The organism is Calothrix sp. NIES-2100 (assembly GCF_963875285.1).
Taxonomy (GTDB): Bacteria; Cyanobacteriota; Cyanobacteriia; order Cyanobacteriales; family Nostocaceae; genus Aulosira.
This window is the reverse complement of record NZ_CAWNLA010000001.1, coordinates 9696978-9715824: the sequence shown is the minus strand read 5'-3', so window position 1 is coordinate 9715824 and position 18847 is coordinate 9696978. Positions and strand designations below refer to the sequence as shown.

Sequence of the window (18847 nt, the reverse complement as noted above, 5' to 3'; positions counted from 1 at the left end):
GCGTCTCGCTCGCTGGTGTTCATTCATCGTGCAAGATGTTTGTCCTTTGGACACGCTACGCGAACGCACTACGGAATATGGGTTATACAGTCAAGCGATCGCATCGGGTTGCAATGCGATTGTATCCGGAAACAATTCGATTGCATCGCGTGACAATGCGATTGTATCCGGAAACAATTCGATTGTATCGGGTGACAATGCGATTGTATCCGGATACAATTCAATTGCATCGCGTGAAAATGCGACCGCCTTGCTTTGCAAAATTAACCGCTAACCAGCAGCTAAATTACCCCATGCTACATAAGGTAACTTCGCCGCAGTCGCCCGAACTTTATCAGCGTTAGCTACCAACTGACCGCAAGCATCCCAAGTCCCAGCAGTAAAGGTGCTTCTTGTACCTTCGTTGATAGTTACTGAGGCAGTGTAATCTCCAATTTGGACTTGCAAAGTTTCCAAATTTACAGTCACAGATGCTTGAGGATTAGCGGTTACTAATTCTTGAAGCTTTTTGACAGTCGCACTATCAGCAGTTACACAAGGTATCCCCATCGCCACGCAGTTACCGAAAAAGATTTCCGCAAAGCTTTCACCAATTAAAGCTTTAATTCCCCATTTAGCAAGTGCTTGGGGTGCGTGTTCCCGTGATGAACCGCAGCCAAAGTTGCGGTTAACTATGAGAATATTCGCCCCTTGGTATTGTGGTTGATCGAAGGGATGCTCACCTTTAAGTGCAGTGCGATCGTCGATAAATGCGCCTTCGCCTAACCCATCAAAGGTGATGGCTTTTAAGTAACGCGCTGGAATAATGCGATCGGTATCTATATCATTACCGACTAAAGGTACGCCGCGACCGGCAACTGTTTTAACTTCACTGACCATAAATTTAGTAAAAAACGAACCGCAAAGGACACAAAGAAAGAGTTTAAGAGAGTTTTGGCATCAGCTTGTTAGGGTTTTTGCCCCTCCTCGCTTGCGGCTACGGTGTACGCACAAGTCTTATAACTAGCCCCACAACGTTTTGATCCCCCCAACCCCCCTTGAAAAGGGGGGCAAAAACTCTTAAAGTCCCCCTTTTTAAGGGGGATTTAGGGGGATCTAACCACATTTTGCACCCAGTACAGAGATGTGTGTACACCGTAGCCTCGCTTGCGGGGAGGGGTTAGGGGTGGGGTTTTAGAGCAACTCGCGCACATCAGAGACTTCACCTTTAATCGCCGCCGTCGCCACCATCGCCGGACTCATTAGCAATGTGCGACCGGAAGCTGAACCTTGTCGCCCTTTAAAGTTGCGGTTGGAGGAGGAAGCGCTGATTTGTCTTCCCTGTAGTTTGTCTGGATTCATGGCTAAACACATAGAACATCCTGGTTCGCGCCATTCAAAGCCTGCTGCTTGGAAGATTTTGTCTAATCCTTCGGCTTCAGCTTCTTTTTTAACTCTTTCCGAACCTGGAACTACAAAAGCTTTGACTCCCTCTGCTACCTGGCGACCTTGGGCAATTTTCGCGGCTTCCCGTAAATCGCTGATTCTCCCGTTGGTGCAGCTACCAATAAAGCAGACATCAACTTTTGTACCTTTAATAGGTTGACCGGGAAATAAATCCATGTAACTGTAGGCTTCTTCCGCAATAAATCGGTCTTCTTCCAGTAATTCCTCTGGCTTGGGAATCAACTGGTTAACACCGATACCTTGACCGGGGGTAATTCCCCAGGTAACTGTCGGCGGAATTTCCGCTGCGTCAAAGACGACAACATCATCGTATTCAGCATCAGCATCACTCTTGATGGATTCCCACCAAGCCACTGCTTGATCCCAATCTGCGCCTTTGGGTGCGAAGTCTCTACCTTTGAGGTAATCGTAAGTAACTTGATCGGGGTTGACGTAGCCACAACGCGCCCCACCTTCAATCGCCATATTGCAGACAGTCATCCTTTCTTCCATGTTCATTTGCTCAAAGGTTGTACCTGCGTACTCGTAGGCGTAACCTACACCACCTTTAACGCCGAGGGTGCGGATGATATGCAAAATCACATCTTTGGCGTAAACACCTGGGTTGAGAGTGCCATTAACTTCGATTTTGCGGACTTTTAATTTAGACAAGGCGAGGGTTTGGGAAGCGAGAACATCACGTACTTGACTAGTACCGATACCAAATGCGATCGCCCCAAATGCACCATGACTTGAAGTGTGGCTATCACCGCAAGCGATCGTCATTCCCGGCTGGGTAAGTCCTTGTTCTGGAGCGATGACGTGGACAATACCTTGACTACCAGAACCGATATTATAAAATGTGATGCCATTTTCTTGACAGTTCTGCTCTAGCGCCTGAATCATTTCCTCTGCCATCGTATCGACAAAAGGACGCGCTTGATTTTCTGTAGGTACAATATGATCCACCGTGGCGATCGTGCGCTGAGGAAACAGTACTTTTAAACCCCGTTCCCGTAGCATAGCAAAGGCCTGGGGACTGGTGACTTCATGGATAAGGTGAAGCCCGATGAATAGCTGCGTTAGTCCTGATGGAAGCGTGCCAACGGTGTGTAAGCCCCAAACTTTATCGAACAATGTGCCTTTGCTCATACATCTATTCGTTAATTTAACGAGTGAGAGTTTTTATAGTATCAAAAAAGGTATGGCATTGGTCAGTTGTCAGTTGTCAGTTGTCAGTTGTAATAATTCTCCGCGTCCCCGCGTCTCTCAGTCTCCTTCTCCCCCCTGCTCCTTGTGGTCACTGAGTTTCGACTTGGCGGTAGTTTCGACTTCGCTCAACTACCGCCAAGTCGAAGTGCTGGTCACTGAGCGTAAAGCCTTCGGCATAGCTACGCTTAGCGCGTAGCGTCTCGCAGAGAAGTCGAAGTGACCTTCCCTCAAACACTTAAACGCTTAATAACTTGAGATAAATGTTCAATAAAATCTTCATCAGTCCAATAACCATCATGACTTTGAGGATTCCAGGATTGCCAAAGATTTCCTGAATCAATCTCTATATCTTGATCTACTACTAAATCATAGGAAGGAGATAAAGGTTTTAATGGCCATCCTAAAATATCGTTTTTGTCGTAATAGTTAAACCATTTAAACTTAGAATTAGGCTTAGGAATTGCGACAATCTCTGTAAATCCGGCAACAAATAGCGGAATAATACAGCCAGTAGTAAATAAATATTGGAGAGATTTCAATTTCAGAAAATCTTCTTGTTCTGGCTGAATTTCTGGATAATCAAGACTATCTACATGCCAAATACCTTGATTTTTCTGACTATCCCAAAGATAATTTGAGATAATTTGGCAGCCTAAAGAATGAGCTAAAATGATGATAGGTATATCATTATGAGAAAATTCTGCTCTAGCAATTTTTAAAGAATAAATAATAGATTTTTGAATTTTTTTGTACAAACTGCCATCATCTGTAGCTCGATGTTCTAATGCACAGGCATCGCTAAAACCAAACAGCATAAATTTTCGCAAATCTTGCCAGGATAAATGAGCGCTTTGTCGCATATTTTCCCAAACACTATACTGGTAATCTTGGAGAGCAGACTGATAGTGGATTGCCTCAAAGTGAACCTGAGACCAAACATCTTTACCTAAATGTTTTTCTAGAGATTGTTTGACAATTTGGTAATACTCTTTATCCGTTTCTCCCATACCGTGTATAGTGAGAAATGCTAATTTTTTAGCCATAAGAGAATTTTTGAAGCGTGTGAGTCTGGTTAGTTTATCAGGAGTTCAGGTTATAGAGGATGCGGGGTGATGGGGCGATCGCATCGATTTTATTGTTAAATTAATTGAAGCTACAGTAATGTTTGTTTACGAACCGCCAAGTACGCCAAGGTAAGATAAAAGCAGAGGTAAGTTGCGTAGAGAAAAAGCGATCGCGCTCTGGGAAAAGTCTTAAGGGATTTTATTACCGTAAAATAAAATTCAGACAGTAGCAAAAATTGGCATTATGACGCAATCAACACCACAACAACCTGCACGTAGAGGGCGAATTTTTCCCGAACGTGTACCGTTAGTGGTTAATTATCAGCTTGGGATATTGACGCTAGGATAACAGCGATCGCTTTTTAAAATTAACCGCCAAGTACGCCAAGTACGCCAAGGGAAGAGAAGGGGTTAGTTTTGTAGGGAAAGCGATCGCACTTTTGAAAGGAACAGCAAAGGGCGCGTTGGCGAAGCCTCTCGCAGAGAAGGGCGCGAAGGTAAGAGAATTAGAGGGGTAAGTCGCGGAGGTAATAAAAGCGATCGCTTTTCCAATCACTTCCTTTTTCTCGCCCTAGATAGCCTGTTAAGGGTGATGATAGTTCAATCAAAATTTCGTGCATTTCTTGAGGTTTGATTGGCTGTGGTGGATTTGAGCCAAAATAAGCGCCATGCAAAGTATCGACACCAGCAGCGTCTACACCTGAGTTTTGCAAATAATTTTTGACAAGCTGGATGATGTGCGATCGCAACTTAATTTCTCTCTCAGCTTTCTCAATATATTCATCAATTTTATAATCAATTTGCCCTGGTTCTAAATATTGCTGTAATTCGACTAAATTAATAGCGCCTGGATATTTGGCTTTGAATTCAACTAATTTTTGTAGAGTCATAACATTGATAATACTAATTTTAGATATTGCAGCAGATTCTTTGAGATTTTTAGTGGGTTTACCTGGGCCAATAATCAACCGCATGGCTTGCAGATAATTTTCTTTAAGATGCCTTTTACCAATCCTATCTAATTCTTCTACTGCGCGATCGGGAATGCTTTTACCTGCTTTACATTCGCAAACAAGAGGATAAGGTTTTGAGCAAAATAAATCTAAGCCACCTGCACCGCCTTTATAGTTTTCCTCAACCTTAAATCCTAAAAAATCCAGGCTACGGCGTGCAATATTTTCAAAGTCTGTACCAGCTTGATAGTTATTTTTACCCTCATCTTGTTCGATACTGCGATCGCCCAATGCTGCAATATCATTTATCCAAGCTAAATCTGGATCGATTTGCTTAATTAGTTTGTTACTACTCCAACCTAAAAATACTTTGATATCATCATCTAGTTCTTTAGCGATTGGATGAGTCATGCTAAATAAGGCTAATGAACTCTCCAATTCTTCCAATTCTGGATACAGCGGAGGTTCTAAATTTTCTAATTGGCGTTTGCGTTGGGCGAAAGTGCGATCGCTTAATATAGGTTCTGCTTCCGAACCAGTCAGAGTATTAGGAACACTAATAATTTTACCTAGCTTTTCTTTAACTTGCGTATTAACTGATATTTCTTGAACCTGAGGTAATTGATAAACGCGCAAGTAAGTTAAGAAAATATGTTCCTGTTGTCGTAGAATTTCCTTTAATGCTTCTGGTGCCCATATCGTTAACTGCGACAATATATCTAATGGCTTACTCCCATCTAAAATTTGGCACAGTTCACATTTAGCCCAAGCTTTAATCAAGACTGTTTGAGAGTTATCCAGATTAATAACAGCAGTTTTAGCTATTGGTAATACCCCTGAATGATAATATCGCTCAAGTGATAGTTGAGTATGTAAAGCGTTGGCTGGGTAAAGAGCAAATCTCTGCCCAGTACGAAGAAACATTTTGGGCATTGCTGCAATTGTCCGCCCCTGTATTAATGCTTCAATATCAGGGGCAGGCAAACACAATGCTGTTGGTAGTGAAAACAGCTGATTCATTTTTAATTCTATATACTTAGATTCAGTCCAACATTATCACCAGGATCGGAAATACTTTGAGGTATTCTCATAGGCAATTCATCATCAGTTAAATTATCAGGTTCTTGACCAGATGGATCGCTGATAATTTCACGGATAAGAGGGTTATTTATTGCTAGTTTTTTCTGCTTTATAAAATCAATAACCTGTTCTTCTGTTAAATCATAGCTTTTGGAGTTAAAGTAAACTAACGCAATAGCTAAAAGAGGTTTAATATCTTGGGCTTGTAAGGAAACCCACTCTCCGCCTAACTTTTGCAAAAGTTTTTGTAAATGTGTTTTAGCTAATACTGCTCCTCGATTTATTTTCTTTGAACGTACTAGACAACCACGGGTTAAGTGATACTTTTTATAATCAATTAACTTACTTAAAGCTGCTGTCACATAAGCGCCTCCTGCCTGCTGTATAACATCTACTCCAATCTTGACTTTCTTTTGATTACCAATAATTTTGAAATCAATATATTCCTGGTTTGGTACTTTTTCAATTGCCTCAATTGTTACTCCTTCTAGAGTTTCTCCAATTAAGCTATTAAAAGCCAGCCAAAGTGCATAAGATATTTCTGCTTCATCTTCTAATAATTCATTAATAGAAGATTCAATGTTTACTAATTCACTTTGAAAGCAGGCTTCAACTGAAGGATTTACAAGCGGTGGTTCTACTCCAGTGACAAAATTATCAGCACACCACTTTAAAATTGACCTAATAGTTGGTTTACTTCTACCCATCTCTCTAAGTTTTACTTCATCGAATGGATAAAGATTATGTGGTGGATTTATTTGATTTTCTTGATAAAATTCTTGCAACCACTGACGGACAACTGCAACAATATCATCAGCATTGAGATGTCTCAATTCTATAGGTTGTCTATCAGATTGTTCACTAGCTAATCTATCAATGACTGCTTCAGCTTGTGGTAGTACCCTAATTTGCTCATTCCAGGTTGCAGGATAAATAGCTAGTAGTAAAACTCCCCGTTTGAGACTGTTGTATAAATCCTTAACTAAACTTGCAATAAGTTGCGCAGCTGTAAAACCTGTATCAGAAATATCCGCAATATCTACTTCATCAAAGCAAATTACTGGAACTCTGTAATGGCTTGTTATATCTAGAATCTGGCGAACCATACTTAATGATTCAGCCTCTTTGTCGTCATTTTTATGATTAGGTAAACCCATTGCTTCAGCTTGTGCTTGGGTTAGTTCTAAACCAGACAGCCAATAGGTTGCATAATTAGCATGAACTGTAGATAATGTCCATAAAATTGCTTTAATTATGTAAGGATTCGTGATTTCAGGCTTGATTTGTAAAACGAGTTCTGTTAAGTTATCAACTGCTTTAATTGAGTATTTGCTTAACCAACTTGGGTAAATACTAATATATTGCTCTGGTGTGTATTTCCAATTCTTGACTTCGTTAATTAAAGCTGCGGCAATTTCTTGCCACTGCATCACTTTTTTACTCCCAAAAGCTCTAAGACTAGAGGCAATTGTTTGCAGAAATTGGTATTTAATTTGATTTAAGTTGTCATACTTACTCATGTAGACAAATAATGTCCCGTCTTCTACCTGTATTCGGTGGCGAATTCGGCTAATAATATGGCTTTTACCGAGTCCTTTTTCAGCCGTAATTGTGATACCTACAGTCTCACGCTTTCCTTTACGGATATTTTCAACAGCCTCAAAAACTGCATTGGATGCATGAGCATTAATTGAAGGTACATCAGGAAAACTTTTCCCCCATATTTGTTGTGGCCTAACAACAATATGCCCAGCAAATGGATTTTGAGTTCTGATCAGTTCGTCAATGGTAGATGAGGTAGCAATCATATTATTATGAAGTTAATTAATGAAGAGCTAGAAAAGTTTACGGTTTCAGCAACTTGGCATAGCAGCGTAATCCATCAAGTGCGGTAGTGATTGAATCTTCTATTTTGTCGGGTGCGCTGTCTTCTACAGTGCCGCCTTGTAGTTGTAAAATATCGTCAGCTTGCATTTCTAATAGCCAATCATTGAAATCAGAACGGCTGACATACTCGCCTACTTCCCTTCTAATTCGATAAATTGGTACTAGGTTATTGAGGTTGTAGTTTTGGTTCAGCTTGTCGTAGACTTCCAACGCCACTGACTTAAACTCGTCGTAAGAAGCGATCGCATCTTTCGCACTTTTACCCTTTACTGATGCAGATGTACTAGCTACTGGCACATTTATCTGACTAATCCACCGCACCAACGCATTAGCCGCCCAAGTACCAACAATCGTCCCTTGAAATTTAAAATCGCTGTCTTTCAAACCCTCTCCCAATATCTCTAAACCCTTGGGAGATGCTAAAGAGTATCCCTTTTTGGAGATAGCGATCGCTCCTTGTTTGTGCAATTCTTCAAAGATTCCCTGATACTCTGCTACCTTCTTACCCTTGGGTACAATTCTCTTGGTGAGTAATCCTTTTGTTACTTCTTGCTGCGTTCCTCCCAAATCCCACAAAGCCAGTAGTAGACGAGTTTTAGTTTGATTCGCCGCCGGGAAATTATTCGTTTTTAAATTCATTCTGTGTAGCCTATTTAACGCGCCTACACCATGATAGTTTTATGTTTTTTACATTGCCTACTTAGAAATCACGGAAAAATTGCTGAAAATTTCTGAAAAATCTCTGCATCTACTAATTGAAAATAGACACTCAATTGTGAATCGTAATAATACTTAGTGATAAAAAGCCCAAGGATACGGTAGTTACAGATTTTTAATAGCTGACAATGAGTGCTAAAAAATCTGTGTGCTAAAGAATAGCGATCGCAACCCCCACCAAAAACCAGCGAAAAATCCGGGCTTAATTCCCAACATATTACCTAAGGATGAATGCAGTTCCTTCAAAGGCAGGATGGAATACTTGCAAAACTGCATCACTATACATAAAAGTGAAACGCTTTACTTGTGCTGTTGTGAAAGAACGCCCGTTATTTTTTCCATTTCCGGAAAAATACTCGGAATTCCAATTCTGTATTTTGCAACAGCACGGCTTGAGCAAATGCAGGTAATCAAAAAACAATGAACACAACATACAAAGAGCGTAAATTTATTTCCCGTCTGCTGGCAATTTGTCTGTCAGCATTGCTAATAGTACCCGTGCTAACTAGCTGTGGCGGTTCCCGGACTGCTAATGTACCACCACCAGTTGATGATTCTTCTGGTAGAACGGTAAGCGATCGCAACATCACAAACCAACCCCAAGCTAAAAAAGGACTGGGTACTGGGCAGAAAGTAGCAATTTTGGCAGGAGCCGCAGCACTTTACTACCTCTACAATCAGCATAAGAATGCTTCACAAGAAGGGGCACAAGGTAAGTACTATCTTTCTAAGAACGGGCGTGTATATTACCGCGATGCTGAACACCGCGCTCATTGGGTAACTCCACCATCAGAAGGAATTCGAGTCCCTGAATCCGAGGCGCAAAGATACCAGGAATACCAAGGCTATAACGGGCGTTCTACAGGTAGAGATTTAAGTGGTATCACTGCAACGGAAGCTCCAGCACTCTAAATAAGTGAAACCTGTGTGTAATCAAAGCAACTTTCCTCTGGACAACGCCTGTCGCGCAGGTGGAACACACGATATTCACAAAGGAGATTGATCATGGTAGATGATTTTTTGCGCAAAGCAAGGGATTTGTTCTTAGGAAAGAACGACAATCAAACTGAAGACGAATACCGCGATCGCGATGTCCGTCCAGCCAGTGAAGACCCCTACGGCGACCCCGCCAACCAAGATGTTTACGGGAACGCTATCCCCGCCAGCCAAGACCCCTATGGCGACCCCGCAGACGTTTACGGGAACGCTATCCCCGCCAGTCAAGACCCCTATGGCGACCCCGCAGACGTTTACGGGAACGCTATCCCCGCCAGCCAAGACCCCTACGGCGACCCCGCAGACCAGGCGTTTGGTGATGTCCGCCCAGCTAGCGAAGACCCCTATGGCGATCCCGCCGATGAGGAATACCGCCGCTAAATCGAACTAGGATTTTCATGCGTCGGTAAGTTTTGACAACAAAATAACTTGGTAGATAGCATTCAAGGCAGTAGGATTTAAAACTACTGCCTTTGTTTGTAATCTTGCGTTCTTCTTTGCGCCTCTGCGCCTACTCTGCGAGAACGACTTCGTCGAATGCGTGAGATAAATTAAGATGCGGATACCCAGTTAATTAATGATTCCGTGTCATGGATTGTCCTCATCGCGGGGGTAACCCCGGTTACCTCATGGGCGGGGAAACCCATACGTGTCAACTTAAGTTCAAACACTTATTCCACAGGCATTTTACCCCACCCCTCAATCCCCTCCCCGTTTACGGGGAGGGGACGTTTTGGCTTTTAGACAAAACTGGGGTGGGGTAGCGCGGATCTTGGTGGTACGTGATTTTGTATCAAATCATATCTTGGTAAGGGTTTCACGTTAAGTTGACACGTATGGGGGAAATCCCGCCCCTACAAATCCATGTGTCGCGTTCTTGTTTCAAATAGGTATTACTTCTCAAAGAATACCTGTTAAATTTCTCCGCGTCACCGCGTCTCCCAGTCTCCGCGTCAATCGATTAAACATTAACAGCCATCAAAATTTCCTGCGCCCTGTCAATATTTTGACGTACTGATTGCGCAGAAGTATGCAAAGCCGCTTTTTCTTCGTCGGTAATATTTAATTCCAATACACTCTCGATGCCACCGCAACTCAAGCGACAGGGAACGCCGATGACGACATCTTTTAAACCGTATTCACCTTGAAGATAAGCCGCTATAGGTAACAAACGCGACTGATTCAGCAAAATCGATTCTACCATCACACTCACAGCAGAGGCGGGAGCAAAAAAAGCACCACCGGTCTGCATTAATTCCACAATTTCCGCACCACCATTGCGGGTTCTTTCTACTAAGCGTTCAATGGTAGCTTTATCTAATAATTCTGTAATCGGGATGCCGTTGACATTAGCATAACGCGGTAAGGGAACCATTAAATCGCCGTGACTACCCAATACCATCGCTTTCACATCGGCGGGTAAAACCCCTAATTCTAAAGCAATGAAGGCTTCAAACCGGGCTGAGTCTAACACACCAGCCATACCCATAACGCGATCGCGTGGTAATCCAGTAGCTTCCCAAGCTAAATAAGTCATCACATCCAAGGGATTGGTAACGACAATCAAAATAGCATTGGGAGAATGAGCGATCGCATTTTTGGCTGCTTCCACCACAATCTTGGCATTGGTTTTGAGTAAATCATCTCTACTCATACCGGGTTTGCGGGGAATTCCTGCGGTAATCACCACAATTTCCGAACCAGATGTATGAACGTAATCGTTAGTACCGACAATCTGACGATTATGGATTTCAATTCCCCTCGCCTCCATCAAATCCAGTGCCAATCCTTGAGGCATTCCTGGGAGGATATCTAATAACACTACATCTGCTAGGTTTTTCTCAGCAATCCGTTGGGCTAGGGTACTACCAACTCTACCTGCACCAATAATGGTGACGCGGGGTAAATGGCACACAGCCGGAGATTCAAGATAAGAAGACATATATATAAGCGACTAAATAGTCGGAGATAATATTTCACTACCTACCTGAATCGGTAGGCTAGTGATTGATTTGATTAATTTTGATGAATTCGTAGTAAGCACTTCAGTGCTTTCAAAGCAAGGACTAAAGTCCTTACTACTAAATTTAACCTTGAATTATTTAAATTCCTCAAGTTGATCTAGACGTAACCAAATGTTAGGTGTTGGTACTTTGCCAAACTTCACCAAGGCGTAATCACCTTTGGTATCAACTATTTCACCTTTGCTGTCAAACAAGTAGCTAGGAAAGCGAGAATCACTAGCTTTTGCTTCTAAACTATTTTCTAACTTCTCGCGGACAGCGCGAACCATATCACCTTTCTTGACTGGCATGAGTTACCCTCTCGACTTTACAGATCCTTTTATACTGGATCTTAGCTCGCGCCAATACATAAAGGCCTAAAGCTGGCATTGGTATATTTTTGTGTCAAGGCTTAACTTAACTAATGTTGACATTCCGGGCAAAAGTGACTTGAACGTCCCCCTAACCTAGTACGCTGTATTAAATTACCACATACTCTACAGGGTTCTCCTGCCCGATTGTATACTAACGCTACACCGCCATAGTTACCATTAACACCTTTGACATTGAGGAAATTACTAAAAGTTGTCCCACCAGCTGCAATACTCGCTTCTAGAACTTGAACGATCGCAGTTCGCAAAGCCTTGATTTGTTCTAGCTGCAAATTTGTACACAGAGTTTCTGGTAAAATTCCACTCTTAAAAAGTGCTTCATCAGCATAGATATTACCTAATCCCGCCACGACTGACTGATCTAGTAAAGCAGTCTTAATCGGACGGCGACGATTTTTTAGCTTTTGCGCCAGGTAATCAACTGTAAACTCTGGTGAAAACGGATCTACAGCCAGTTTTGCTAAACCAGTGATTGCAGTTTCAACAGCAACATTTGGCGGAACCCACCACATTTGTCCAAAGGTACGCTGATCAACAAAGCGTAATTCCTGTTGATCCCCAAAGAATAACCTCACCCGCGTGTGCTTGTGTAGTGGTTCATCTCGATGCAGCCACAGTAGTTGACCGGTCATCCGCAGATGCGCCCCTAGGTAGCCGGTAAGGGAGGGAGACGCGGTGACGGGGTGACGCGGGGACGATGCAGCGATAACTTCACTCTCCGCGTCCCCGCGTCCCTTTATCCCCGCGTCCTCTTTGGCAGATGGAGATAGTTCAGCTAGGAGATACTTACCACGACGATACCAAGTGGCGATCGCACTTCCTTTAATTCCATGAATAAACTCACCAACAGAAAACGGGTAGGCGATGGTGCGATCGAGCAACACATCTCCACCCGTAATTTCTTGATTCAGGGTCAATTGATTCAGACCCCTCCGTACTGTTTCAACTTCAGGCAGTTCAGGCATTCAAGCTGATTAAGCAAGCAAATTGCTTTTTTGAGGATAGATGATCACAGACTAGGAGGTCGTTAAAACCTCTAAAATTCCAATGGTTGGCTTGTAACCTTGGAACAATTCTCTATCATCCCACAAAAAAATCCCCTGATAGCTCAATTGCTTACTTTTTAGCTTTCGCTGCTGGCGCTGAAATCTCTATTAATTCGTTTGGGGCAAAGTTATTGGTGTTAACGCCTGCGTAATTTACGTTATCAAACCGGACAATCACTGAATACTTGATACCGCTTTGGTCAACAGACGCTACGGTTCCGACATCTTGATACCAGTAGGATTCTGGGCGGAGAATACGTACTTTAGAACCACGTTGAACCATGATTTTTTTCCCTTTTAGTTATCAATTGCCAATAAATACGGCTAATTGATTTCACTCTACAACTAGAAGGACGCAGCATGAGGCTTTGTTAAGTTATTTTTCTTGGTTGTCAGTTGTCATTGGTCATTTGTCATTTGTCATTGGTCATTGGTCATTGGTCAAAAGTCCTCCTTGTCCCCCTTGTCCCACTTGTCTCCCTTGTTTCCCATGCCCAAAACTTAAAAAAGTGTGAAATCCTGCTTGACAAAAATCTGGATATCGTTTAATTTCGTGTCGTTCGCAGATAACACTTCAGGAAAACCTCATACTTTATTAAGTACAAACACACTACCCTCGTTTCCTCTACTGATCCTCAGATCGCTATCTAAATAAGTGATATCCAACCATCCTTGTTGTTTATCACTGTTAATCGCAGTATCAATAGCCGTGAATTTGTTACCAGCTTCAATTTGTTGGATCAAATTTTCTGGAGAGTTGTAACTTAATAACCGTTGCCAACCGATGATACTTCGATTAAATTTGACTTGGACACGACGACCTGAGACTGGCTCAAATTTGGCAGCAACACTGACCAATCCTTCTAAATAAGGTAAGCCATATATCTCGGCTATATTGTAAACGCTCGTATTTTCTACGCGAATATACTGATAAATTTGTCCGAGTTTACAAAAAGGTAATCGATCCAAATTTAATAGAGCTTTGCTTGTAGTGTATATTAATCGCCAATTACCATTAAGCAAATCAGTAGCCCCGACAGGATGTGGTGTGGGATTGAGGTCTTCTAAAGTGGCGATCGCGTCTAATATAGTCTGTTTCTGTTGCTCGTTAGCCAGTAAACCGCGATTAGTTCCAGCGATCGCATCTAAGACAGCCACTTTTCCAATCATCGTCTATAACCTCAAAAATCATCAGGATGAAATCAGCATCAAACATATATAAATATCAAATGTATAGAGTCTTACTAGCGTATTCATAATCTCCAGTCATCTGTCATAAGGTAATTAAATAAATACCTTTTGCCAGATTGCGGATTGTTCATCTCTTGAGTTGAATTAATAACTAAATTAACTCATGTCCAGTGATAGACTCTTATTGTCTAGCTACTTAAACTCTCTCATTTCTTAGGCGATTATGTTGAATTCTCCATTACGTGAAGAACCTCGCAACCAGCGAGCTGCTGTTATTCCATTAAAACAAGAGACTTCTCTTTTAGACTGGTTACAATCCAGCGGTCGGATCATAGCGCGAGACGTTCACGAACCTGATTTTCTGGAAGATGAGGAAGAAATATCAGAGTTTCTGGGTGGAGAAGATGGTATAGGTGATTATGATCTTGATGACGACGACGATGTAACTGTTGCCGATGATTAGCCTTTTATGGCTGGGGACTTTGTGGTACATATCGTCACGACTGTTCAGTTTCGTAAGTGTGGAGTGAAGGGAAATTTCCGTGGACGCTAAATTATCTCCTGACCAAGGGTTAAGCTTTTCTGGAATCGGTATTGCTTCTTGTTTGGCTATCGGGCTAGGCGGAGGAGCATTGATTTTGGATTCGATGAGTAATAGGTTGCCTTGGCAGGGTATGTCTCTGACCCTGCCACTATTGTTGTCGGCACTGAGTACAGCGGCTGTAGGGTTCTGGGCGATCCCGCTGCTACAGGCACTCAAAACTGGGCAAATAATCCGTGAAGACGGTCCCCAAGCCCATCTCAAAAAAGCAGGTACACCGACAATGGGGGGGATATTCTTTATCCCGGTAGCGGTAATTCTTGCCTGCGTATTGTCTAATTTTGCCACAGAAGTGCTAGCAGTTAGTGCATTGACACTCAGTTATGGATTCATTGGCTGGTTAGATGATTGGCAAATTCTCCGCCGTAAGTCGAATAAGGGTATATCGCCCCGGACGAAACTAGCTTTGCAAATCGGGTTTGCAGCAGTATTTTGTCTGTGGCTGATGTTTAATCAACCAACTGGGATCACGAATATAGCTTTACCCTTGCTTGGTGTTTCCATTCCCTTAGGATTTCTATTTTGGCCTCTAGCAGGCTTTGCCTTAGTTGCAGAGAGTAATGCCACAAACCTCACTGATGGTATTGACGGATTAGCAGGTGGAACCGTTGCGATCGCACTTTTAGCACTTGGCGCTGTAGTTGCACCCACCTCACTAGGATTAATGATTTTCTGTGCTGCTTTAAGTGGCGCTTGTTTAGGTTTCTTAGCCCATAACCGGAACCCAGCTCGTGTTTTCATGGGAGACACTGGTTCCTTGGCTTTAGGTGGCGCTTTAGCTGCTGTAGCACTGCTAACTAACAGTTTAGTAATGCTGTTCATTCTCAGCGGTATCTTCTTCATCGAAACCCTTTCTGTAATGGCGCAAGTAACGTATTACAAAGCCACTAAAGGCCCTGATGGGAAAGGTAAGCGGCTGTTCAAAATGGCACCTTTACACCATCATTTAGAACTTACTGGTTGGTCAGAATTGCAAGTGGTCACTGTATTTTATATAATCGCCGCAATCTTAGCTACAATCTCGATGGCGATCGCTTAATTCGCAACTCGTTTAAGAAAAACATATAAATCACCCATCCCCACATAACAGTGGGGTTTTTTATTGGGCATTGGGCATGGGGCATAGGGCATAGGGCATTGGGCATTGGGCATTGGGAAGAAAACCCCCCACACTCCCCACACTCCCGACACTCCCCATATCTCCCTTGTCCCCCCTACCCCCCTCATCCCCTCATCTGGCTGACTAAATGAACCAATTCGGGCAAAATTAGTTTTTCCATCCCTAGCCGCACTGCATTACTGGAACCAGGAAGGGAGAAGATTAATTGATTTTGATAAACACCAGCAACAGCGCGGGAAGCGATCGCCCGCGAACCAATTTCTTGATAACTTAAAAAACGAAACAATTCTCCAAATCCTGGCAAGGTTTTCTCTAATAATTTGGCAATGGCATCATAGGTAGTGTCTCTTGGTGCAATACCTGTGCCACCATTGAAAATCACCACATCTAAGTTGGCATTTTCACCCAGCAGTTCTATCTGCGCTTGAATCTGATCTGGTTCGTCTTTGATAATTTTGTAAACTGCGATCGCATGATTGGCTGCTAGAAGTAATTCCTGGATTAACTGGCCACTTTTATCTGTTTGGGGCGAACGTGTATCGCTAACTGTAACAACAGCACAAGTTACCTTGATTCCCAGCGAATCTGGATGAGGTGGTTGCGTCATGGGTAATTTATTCATGGAGAGTTATTAGTCCTTAGTCTTTAGCTAATGACTAATGACTAATGACTAATGACTAATGACAACTTATTCAGATTTGCTAAATCCTAGACCTTTTTCTTCAGCGTACCGCTCCATGAAGCGCATAAAGCGATCCCATTCTTCAACAGATTTGATCAGGTATACTGCTTCTAATGCTTCTGGTTTACCGTTGACAAATTTAGCTTTCACTTCACGGGTGATGATTTCCCCTTCTTGGTCAATCATGTACATCCCGGTGATATCTTCGGTGGTGGTTTGAGCTAAAGCTTTAGGATTTTCAAAAATAAATGTTGCAGTCCCACTTTCACCAGTACGCGATCGCGTTAGGCGGACATCAGGTACTACATCTTCGTCTATACCTCTAGAAAACTGGATTTTCGCCATGATGAGTGAACTTAAAGTTTTGTAATGATTAATATACTATTCTCTCATCATTTGAGAACCAAGCCATCTTTGCTATTACTGAGATTATTGTTTTACGAACAAATACTTAACTAGCTTCTCGTTCTAGTAACAAAGTTACTGGGCCATCATTTTCAATCACAACTTGCATCATTGCACCAAATTCACCAGTTTCCACTGTTAAACCACTGCTACGCAACTTGGTAACAAATCTTGCATATAAATCTTGGGCTAATGAAGGAACAGCCGAACGGTCAAAGGAGGGACGGCGACCTTTGCGACAATCACCATAAAGCGTGAACTGGCTAACTACCAGCAACTCGCCACCAATTTCTTGTACAGATTTTTGCCAGCGGTCGCCTCCTTCTTCATCAGGAAACAACCGTAATTCCAAACATTTACGCGCCATCCAATCGAGTTCAACATCGGTATCAGTATCAGCAATACCCACAAGTAAATTGAGTCCCCGACCAATTTTGCCGATAATTTCACCATTAACGGTCACTTGAGATGATTTAACTCGCTGAATAATAACGCGCATGAAAGATAATATTGTTCAAAATTAGAATACAGATCATTGGTAGGGGCACAGCAATGCTCATACGTGTCAACTTAAGTCAAAACGCTGATTCCACAGGCATTTTACCCCACCCCTCAATCCCCTCCCCGTTTACGGGGAGGGGAAGTTTTGCGTCTGCAAAACTGGGGTGGGGTAGCGCGGATCTTGGTGGTACGTGATTTTGTATCAAATCACATCTTGGCAAGGGTTTTACGTTAAGTTGACACCAATGAGCAATGCTGTGCCCTATTGTGTATTGCATCCAAACGAGAACCGCTATATATTTGCCATTACAGCAATGTCATTAATCTATTTAATCACCAATGACTAATGACTAATGACTAATGACTAATGACTAATACCTATTTCCCAAACCCTTTACCCCGACTTACAGAAGGAATACAAAGGCATTTTTCTAGCTGACTAAGCAAAGTTTCACTATCTAAATTTCGACCAATCAACACTAGCTGGTTTTTTGGTTGACCTTTCCACTCATCATCATCCATTGTGAAGCGCTTGCCACACAAATGGAAAATATGACGTTTGGGGCTTTCATCAAACCACATAATGCCTTTTGCCCGAAACACATCGGTGGGTAGCTGGTTATCTAAGAAATATTGAAATTTCCTAATAGAAAAAGGCTTGTCAGTTTGGAAAGACAAGGAAGTGAACCCATCATTTTCTAAATGATCGGAATGATGGTGATGATGCTCATGGTCATGGTCATGATCGTGATGGTCATGACCGCAGGTAGAATGATCGTGATCGTGGTCGTGGTCGTGGTCGTGATGATTGTGAGCGTGGTCATGATGATCGTGATCGTGATGCTCATGCTCATCTGTAACAGTATCAAAATACTTGTCAGACTCAAACAAACCAACGCTAAGAATTAAGGGAAGTGGCACTTCTGAACGCGTGGTGCGCAGAATTCTGGCTCCTTCTCTAACTTCACCAATCTTTCTTTCTAATTCATTTAAAGCAGTTTCATCAACTAAATCTGCTTTATTGAGAATAATTACATCACCATAGGCAATTTGACTATATGCTGCCTGAGAATTAAATAAATCTAGGCTGTAATTGGCTGCATCAACTACGGTAATAATCGAATCTAACCGAGTTAAATCCCGTAGTTCTGTACCGAGGAATGTTAAAGCTACTGGCAAAGGATCTGCTAGTCCAGTTGTTTCGACAACTAAATAATCTAACTTTTCTTCGCGCTCGAGAACTTTGTAAACGGCATCAACTAAATCACTATTAATTGTGCAACAAATACAACCATTATTTAATTCCACCATGTTTTCGTCGGTGGAAACAATTAATTCGTTATCGATGCCAATTTCACCAAATTCATTAACTAAAACAGCGGTTTTTAATCCTTGCTGATTAGTCAGGATATGATTAAGTAATGTCGTCTTACCACTACCTAGGAAACCTGTGATAATTGTTACAGGTATGCCTTGCTTTGGCGCATCCATTGCTTGAGATTCAGGAGTAACTGCTGATTGCATAGCGCTGTGATCAAAACAAATAAAGTCAAAAAGTAGAAGTGTAGCGCA

20 protein-coding genes are annotated in these 18847 nt (G+C 42.3%); 5 read left to right on the top strand and 15 right to left on the bottom strand.

Annotated elements, in window-relative coordinates:
* The first annotated feature begins 28 nt into the window (after positions 1-28).
* Positions 29-274: a hypothetical protein gene (locus AACU32_RS40850; RefSeq protein ID WP_096607646.1), complete on the top strand. Its 246-nt coding sequence runs from the start codon at positions 29-31 to the stop codon at positions 272-274.
* Here AACU32_RS40850 and leuD read toward each other — a convergent pair.
* The 6 genes from leuD to AACU32_RS39510 all read right to left on the bottom strand — a co-directional run bounded on the left by leuD (position 271) and on the right by AACU32_RS39510 (position 8260).
* The gene (leuD, locus tag AACU32_RS39535) at positions 271-879 is read right to left on the bottom strand and encodes a 3-isopropylmalate dehydratase small subunit (RefSeq protein WP_096607645.1); all 609 of its coding nucleotides are present in this window, start codon (positions 877-879) and stop codon (positions 271-273) included. The genes AACU32_RS40850 and leuD overlap by 4 nt on opposite strands.
* A 294-nt stretch (positions 880-1173) precedes the next feature.
* Positions 1174-2577: a 3-isopropylmalate dehydratase large subunit gene (gene leuC, locus AACU32_RS39530; protein ID WP_096607644.1), complete on the bottom strand. Its 1404-nt coding sequence runs from the start codon at positions 2575-2577 to the stop codon at positions 1174-1176.
* Between the two features lie 287 nt (positions 2578-2864).
* Complete coding sequence (locus AACU32_RS39525; RefSeq protein WP_096607643.1) at positions 2865-3680, bottom strand: hypothetical protein; 816 nt, start codon at positions 3678-3680, stop codon at positions 2865-2867.
* Between the two features lie 527 nt (positions 3681-4207).
* Positions 4208-5674, bottom strand: a complete 1467-nt coding sequence (locus AACU32_RS39520) for a DUF1802 family protein (protein WP_339378639.1) — start codon at positions 5672-5674, stop codon at positions 4208-4210.
* A gap of 8 nt (positions 5675-5682) precedes the next feature.
* Entirely contained in the window at positions 5683-7542 is a 1860-nt protein-coding gene (locus tag AACU32_RS39515; RefSeq protein ID WP_096607642.1) for a hypothetical protein, read from the bottom strand.
* Positions 7543-7579: 37 nt separating this feature from the next.
* A complete protein-coding gene (locus tag AACU32_RS39510) occupies positions 7580-8260 on the bottom strand; it encodes a hypothetical protein (protein WP_096607641.1) in 681 nt (226 codons plus the stop codon).
* Between the two features lie 498 nt (positions 8261-8758).
* Here AACU32_RS39510 and AACU32_RS39505 point away from each other — a divergent pair, with 498 nt between their 5' ends.
* Both AACU32_RS39505 and AACU32_RS39500 read left to right on the top strand, forming a co-directional pair.
* Positions 8759-9250 carry a hypothetical protein gene (locus AACU32_RS39505; protein WP_096607640.1) on the top strand — a complete coding sequence of 164 codons (492 nt, stop codon included), beginning with the start codon at positions 8759-8761 and terminating at the stop codon, positions 9248-9250.
* 93 nt (positions 9251-9343) lie between these two features.
* Positions 9344-9715: a translation initiation factor gene (locus tag AACU32_RS39500; protein WP_096607639.1), complete on the top strand. Its 372-nt coding sequence runs from the start codon at positions 9344-9346 to the stop codon at positions 9713-9715.
* A gap of 580 nt (positions 9716-10295) precedes the next feature.
* Here the strand turns inward: AACU32_RS39500 and mdh are convergent.
* The 5 genes from mdh to AACU32_RS39475 all read right to left on the bottom strand — a co-directional run bounded on the left by mdh (position 10296) and on the right by AACU32_RS39475 (position 13945).
* Positions 10296-11276, bottom strand: coding sequence for a malate dehydrogenase (gene mdh, locus AACU32_RS39495; protein ID WP_096607638.1), 981 nt, complete (start codon positions 11274-11276; stop codon positions 10296-10298).
* Between the two features lie 156 nt (positions 11277-11432).
* On the bottom strand, positions 11433-11648 hold the full coding sequence (locus AACU32_RS39490; RefSeq protein ID WP_096607637.1) for an NAD(P)H-quinone oxidoreductase subunit O: 216 nt from the start codon (positions 11646-11648) through the stop codon (positions 11433-11435).
* Between the two features lie 110 nt (positions 11649-11758).
* Positions 11759-12694 carry a DNA-formamidopyrimidine glycosylase gene (locus AACU32_RS39485; RefSeq protein WP_096607636.1) on the bottom strand — a complete coding sequence of 312 codons (936 nt, stop codon included), beginning with the start codon at positions 12692-12694 and terminating at the stop codon, positions 11759-11761.
* Positions 12695-12845: 151 nt separating this feature from the next.
* Entirely contained in the window at positions 12846-13058 is a 213-nt protein-coding gene (locus AACU32_RS39480; protein WP_096607635.1) for a photosystem I reaction center subunit IV, read from the bottom strand.
* 302 nt (positions 13059-13360) lie between these two features.
* Positions 13361-13945, bottom strand: coding sequence for a PAP/fibrillin family protein (locus AACU32_RS39475; protein ID WP_096607634.1), 585 nt, complete (start codon positions 13943-13945; stop codon positions 13361-13363).
* Between the two features lie 244 nt (positions 13946-14189).
* Here AACU32_RS39475 and AACU32_RS39470 point away from each other — a divergent pair, with 244 nt between their 5' ends.
* Both AACU32_RS39470 and mraY read left to right on the top strand, forming a co-directional pair.
* Complete coding sequence (locus AACU32_RS39470) at positions 14190-14429, top strand: DUF3134 domain-containing protein (protein ID WP_096607633.1); 240 nt, start codon at positions 14190-14192, stop codon at positions 14427-14429.
* 79 nt (positions 14430-14508) lie between these two features.
* Complete coding sequence (gene mraY / locus AACU32_RS39465) at positions 14509-15606, top strand: phospho-N-acetylmuramoyl-pentapeptide-transferase (protein ID WP_096607632.1); 1098 nt, start codon at positions 14509-14511, stop codon at positions 15604-15606.
* A gap of 184 nt (positions 15607-15790) precedes the next feature.
* Here mraY and AACU32_RS39460 read toward each other — a convergent pair whose 3' ends face one another.
* The 4 genes from AACU32_RS39460 to AACU32_RS39445 all read right to left on the bottom strand — a co-directional run bounded on the left by AACU32_RS39460 (position 15791) and on the right by AACU32_RS39445 (position 18799).
* A complete protein-coding gene (locus AACU32_RS39460) occupies positions 15791-16294 on the bottom strand; it encodes a molybdenum cofactor synthesis domain-containing protein (protein WP_096608376.1) in 504 nt (167 codons plus the stop codon).
* A gap of 81 nt (positions 16295-16375) precedes the next feature.
* On the bottom strand, positions 16376-16714 hold the full coding sequence (gene psb28 / locus AACU32_RS39455; protein ID WP_096607631.1) for a photosystem II reaction center protein Psb28: 339 nt from the start codon (positions 16712-16714) through the stop codon (positions 16376-16378).
* A gap of 106 nt (positions 16715-16820) precedes the next feature.
* A complete protein-coding gene (dtd, locus tag AACU32_RS39450) occupies positions 16821-17273 on the bottom strand; it encodes a D-aminoacyl-tRNA deacylase (RefSeq protein WP_096607630.1) in 453 nt (150 codons plus the stop codon).
* Positions 17274-17653: 380 nt separating this feature from the next.
* Positions 17654-18799, bottom strand: a complete 1146-nt coding sequence (locus AACU32_RS39445; RefSeq protein WP_096607629.1) for a CobW family GTP-binding protein — start codon at positions 18797-18799, stop codon at positions 17654-17656.
* Between the last annotated feature and the right edge of the window lie 48 nt (positions 18800-18847).

Excerpts from the sequence above, each read along its gene's own strand:
- leuD (WP_096607645.1), bottom strand. The coding sequence starts at position 879 with ATGGTCAGTGAAGTTAAAACAGTTGCCGGTCGCGGCGTACCTTTAGTC.
- leuC (WP_096607644.1), bottom strand. The coding sequence starts at position 2,577 with ATGAGCAAAGGCACATTGTTCGATAAAGTTTGGGGCTTACACACCGTT.
- AACU32_RS39525 (WP_096607643.1), bottom strand. The coding sequence starts at position 3,680 with ATGGCTAAAAAATTAGCATTTCTCACTATACACGGTATGGGAGAAACG.
- AACU32_RS39520 (WP_339378639.1), bottom strand. The coding sequence starts at position 5,674 with ATGAATCAGCTGTTTTCACTACCAACAGCATTGTGTTTGCCTGCCCCT.
- AACU32_RS39515 (WP_096607642.1), bottom strand. The coding sequence starts at position 7,542 with ATGATTGCTACCTCATCTACCATTGACGAACTGATCAGAACTCAAAAT.
- AACU32_RS39510 (WP_096607641.1), bottom strand. The coding sequence starts at position 8,260 with ATGAATTTAAAAACGAATAATTTCCCGGCGGCGAATCAAACTAAAACT.
- AACU32_RS39505 (WP_096607640.1), top strand. The coding sequence starts at position 8,759 with ATGAACACAACATACAAAGAGCGTAAATTTATTTCCCGTCTGCTGGCA.
- AACU32_RS39500 (WP_096607639.1), top strand. The coding sequence starts at position 9,344 with ATGGTAGATGATTTTTTGCGCAAAGCAAGGGATTTGTTCTTAGGAAAG.
- mdh (WP_096607638.1), bottom strand. The coding sequence starts at position 11,276 with ATGTCTTCTTATCTTGAATCTCCGGCTGTGTGCCATTTACCCCGCGTC.
- AACU32_RS39490 (WP_096607637.1), bottom strand. The coding sequence starts at position 11,648 with ATGCCAGTCAAGAAAGGTGATATGGTTCGCGCTGTCCGCGAGAAGTTA.
- AACU32_RS39485 (WP_096607636.1), bottom strand. The coding sequence starts at position 12,694 with ATGCCTGAACTGCCTGAAGTTGAAACAGTACGGAGGGGTCTGAATCAA.
- AACU32_RS39480 (WP_096607635.1), bottom strand. The coding sequence starts at position 13,058 with ATGGTTCAACGTGGTTCTAAAGTACGTATTCTCCGCCCAGAATCCTAC.
- AACU32_RS39475 (WP_096607634.1), bottom strand. The coding sequence starts at position 13,945 with ATGATTGGAAAAGTGGCTGTCTTAGATGCGATCGCTGGAACTAATCGC.
- AACU32_RS39470 (WP_096607633.1), top strand. The coding sequence starts at position 14,190 with ATGTTGAATTCTCCATTACGTGAAGAACCTCGCAACCAGCGAGCTGCT.
- AACU32_RS39460 (WP_096608376.1), bottom strand. The coding sequence starts at position 16,294 with ATGACGCAACCACCTCATCCAGATTCGCTGGGAATCAAGGTAACTTGT.
- psb28 (WP_096607631.1), bottom strand. The coding sequence starts at position 16,714 with ATGGCGAAAATCCAGTTTTCTAGAGGTATAGACGAAGATGTAGTACCT.
- dtd (WP_096607630.1), bottom strand. The coding sequence starts at position 17,273 with ATGCGCGTTATTATTCAGCGAGTTAAATCATCTCAAGTGACCGTTAAT.
- AACU32_RS39445 (WP_096607629.1), bottom strand. The coding sequence starts at position 18,799 with ATGCAATCAGCAGTTACTCCTGAATCTCAAGCAATGGATGCGCCAAAG.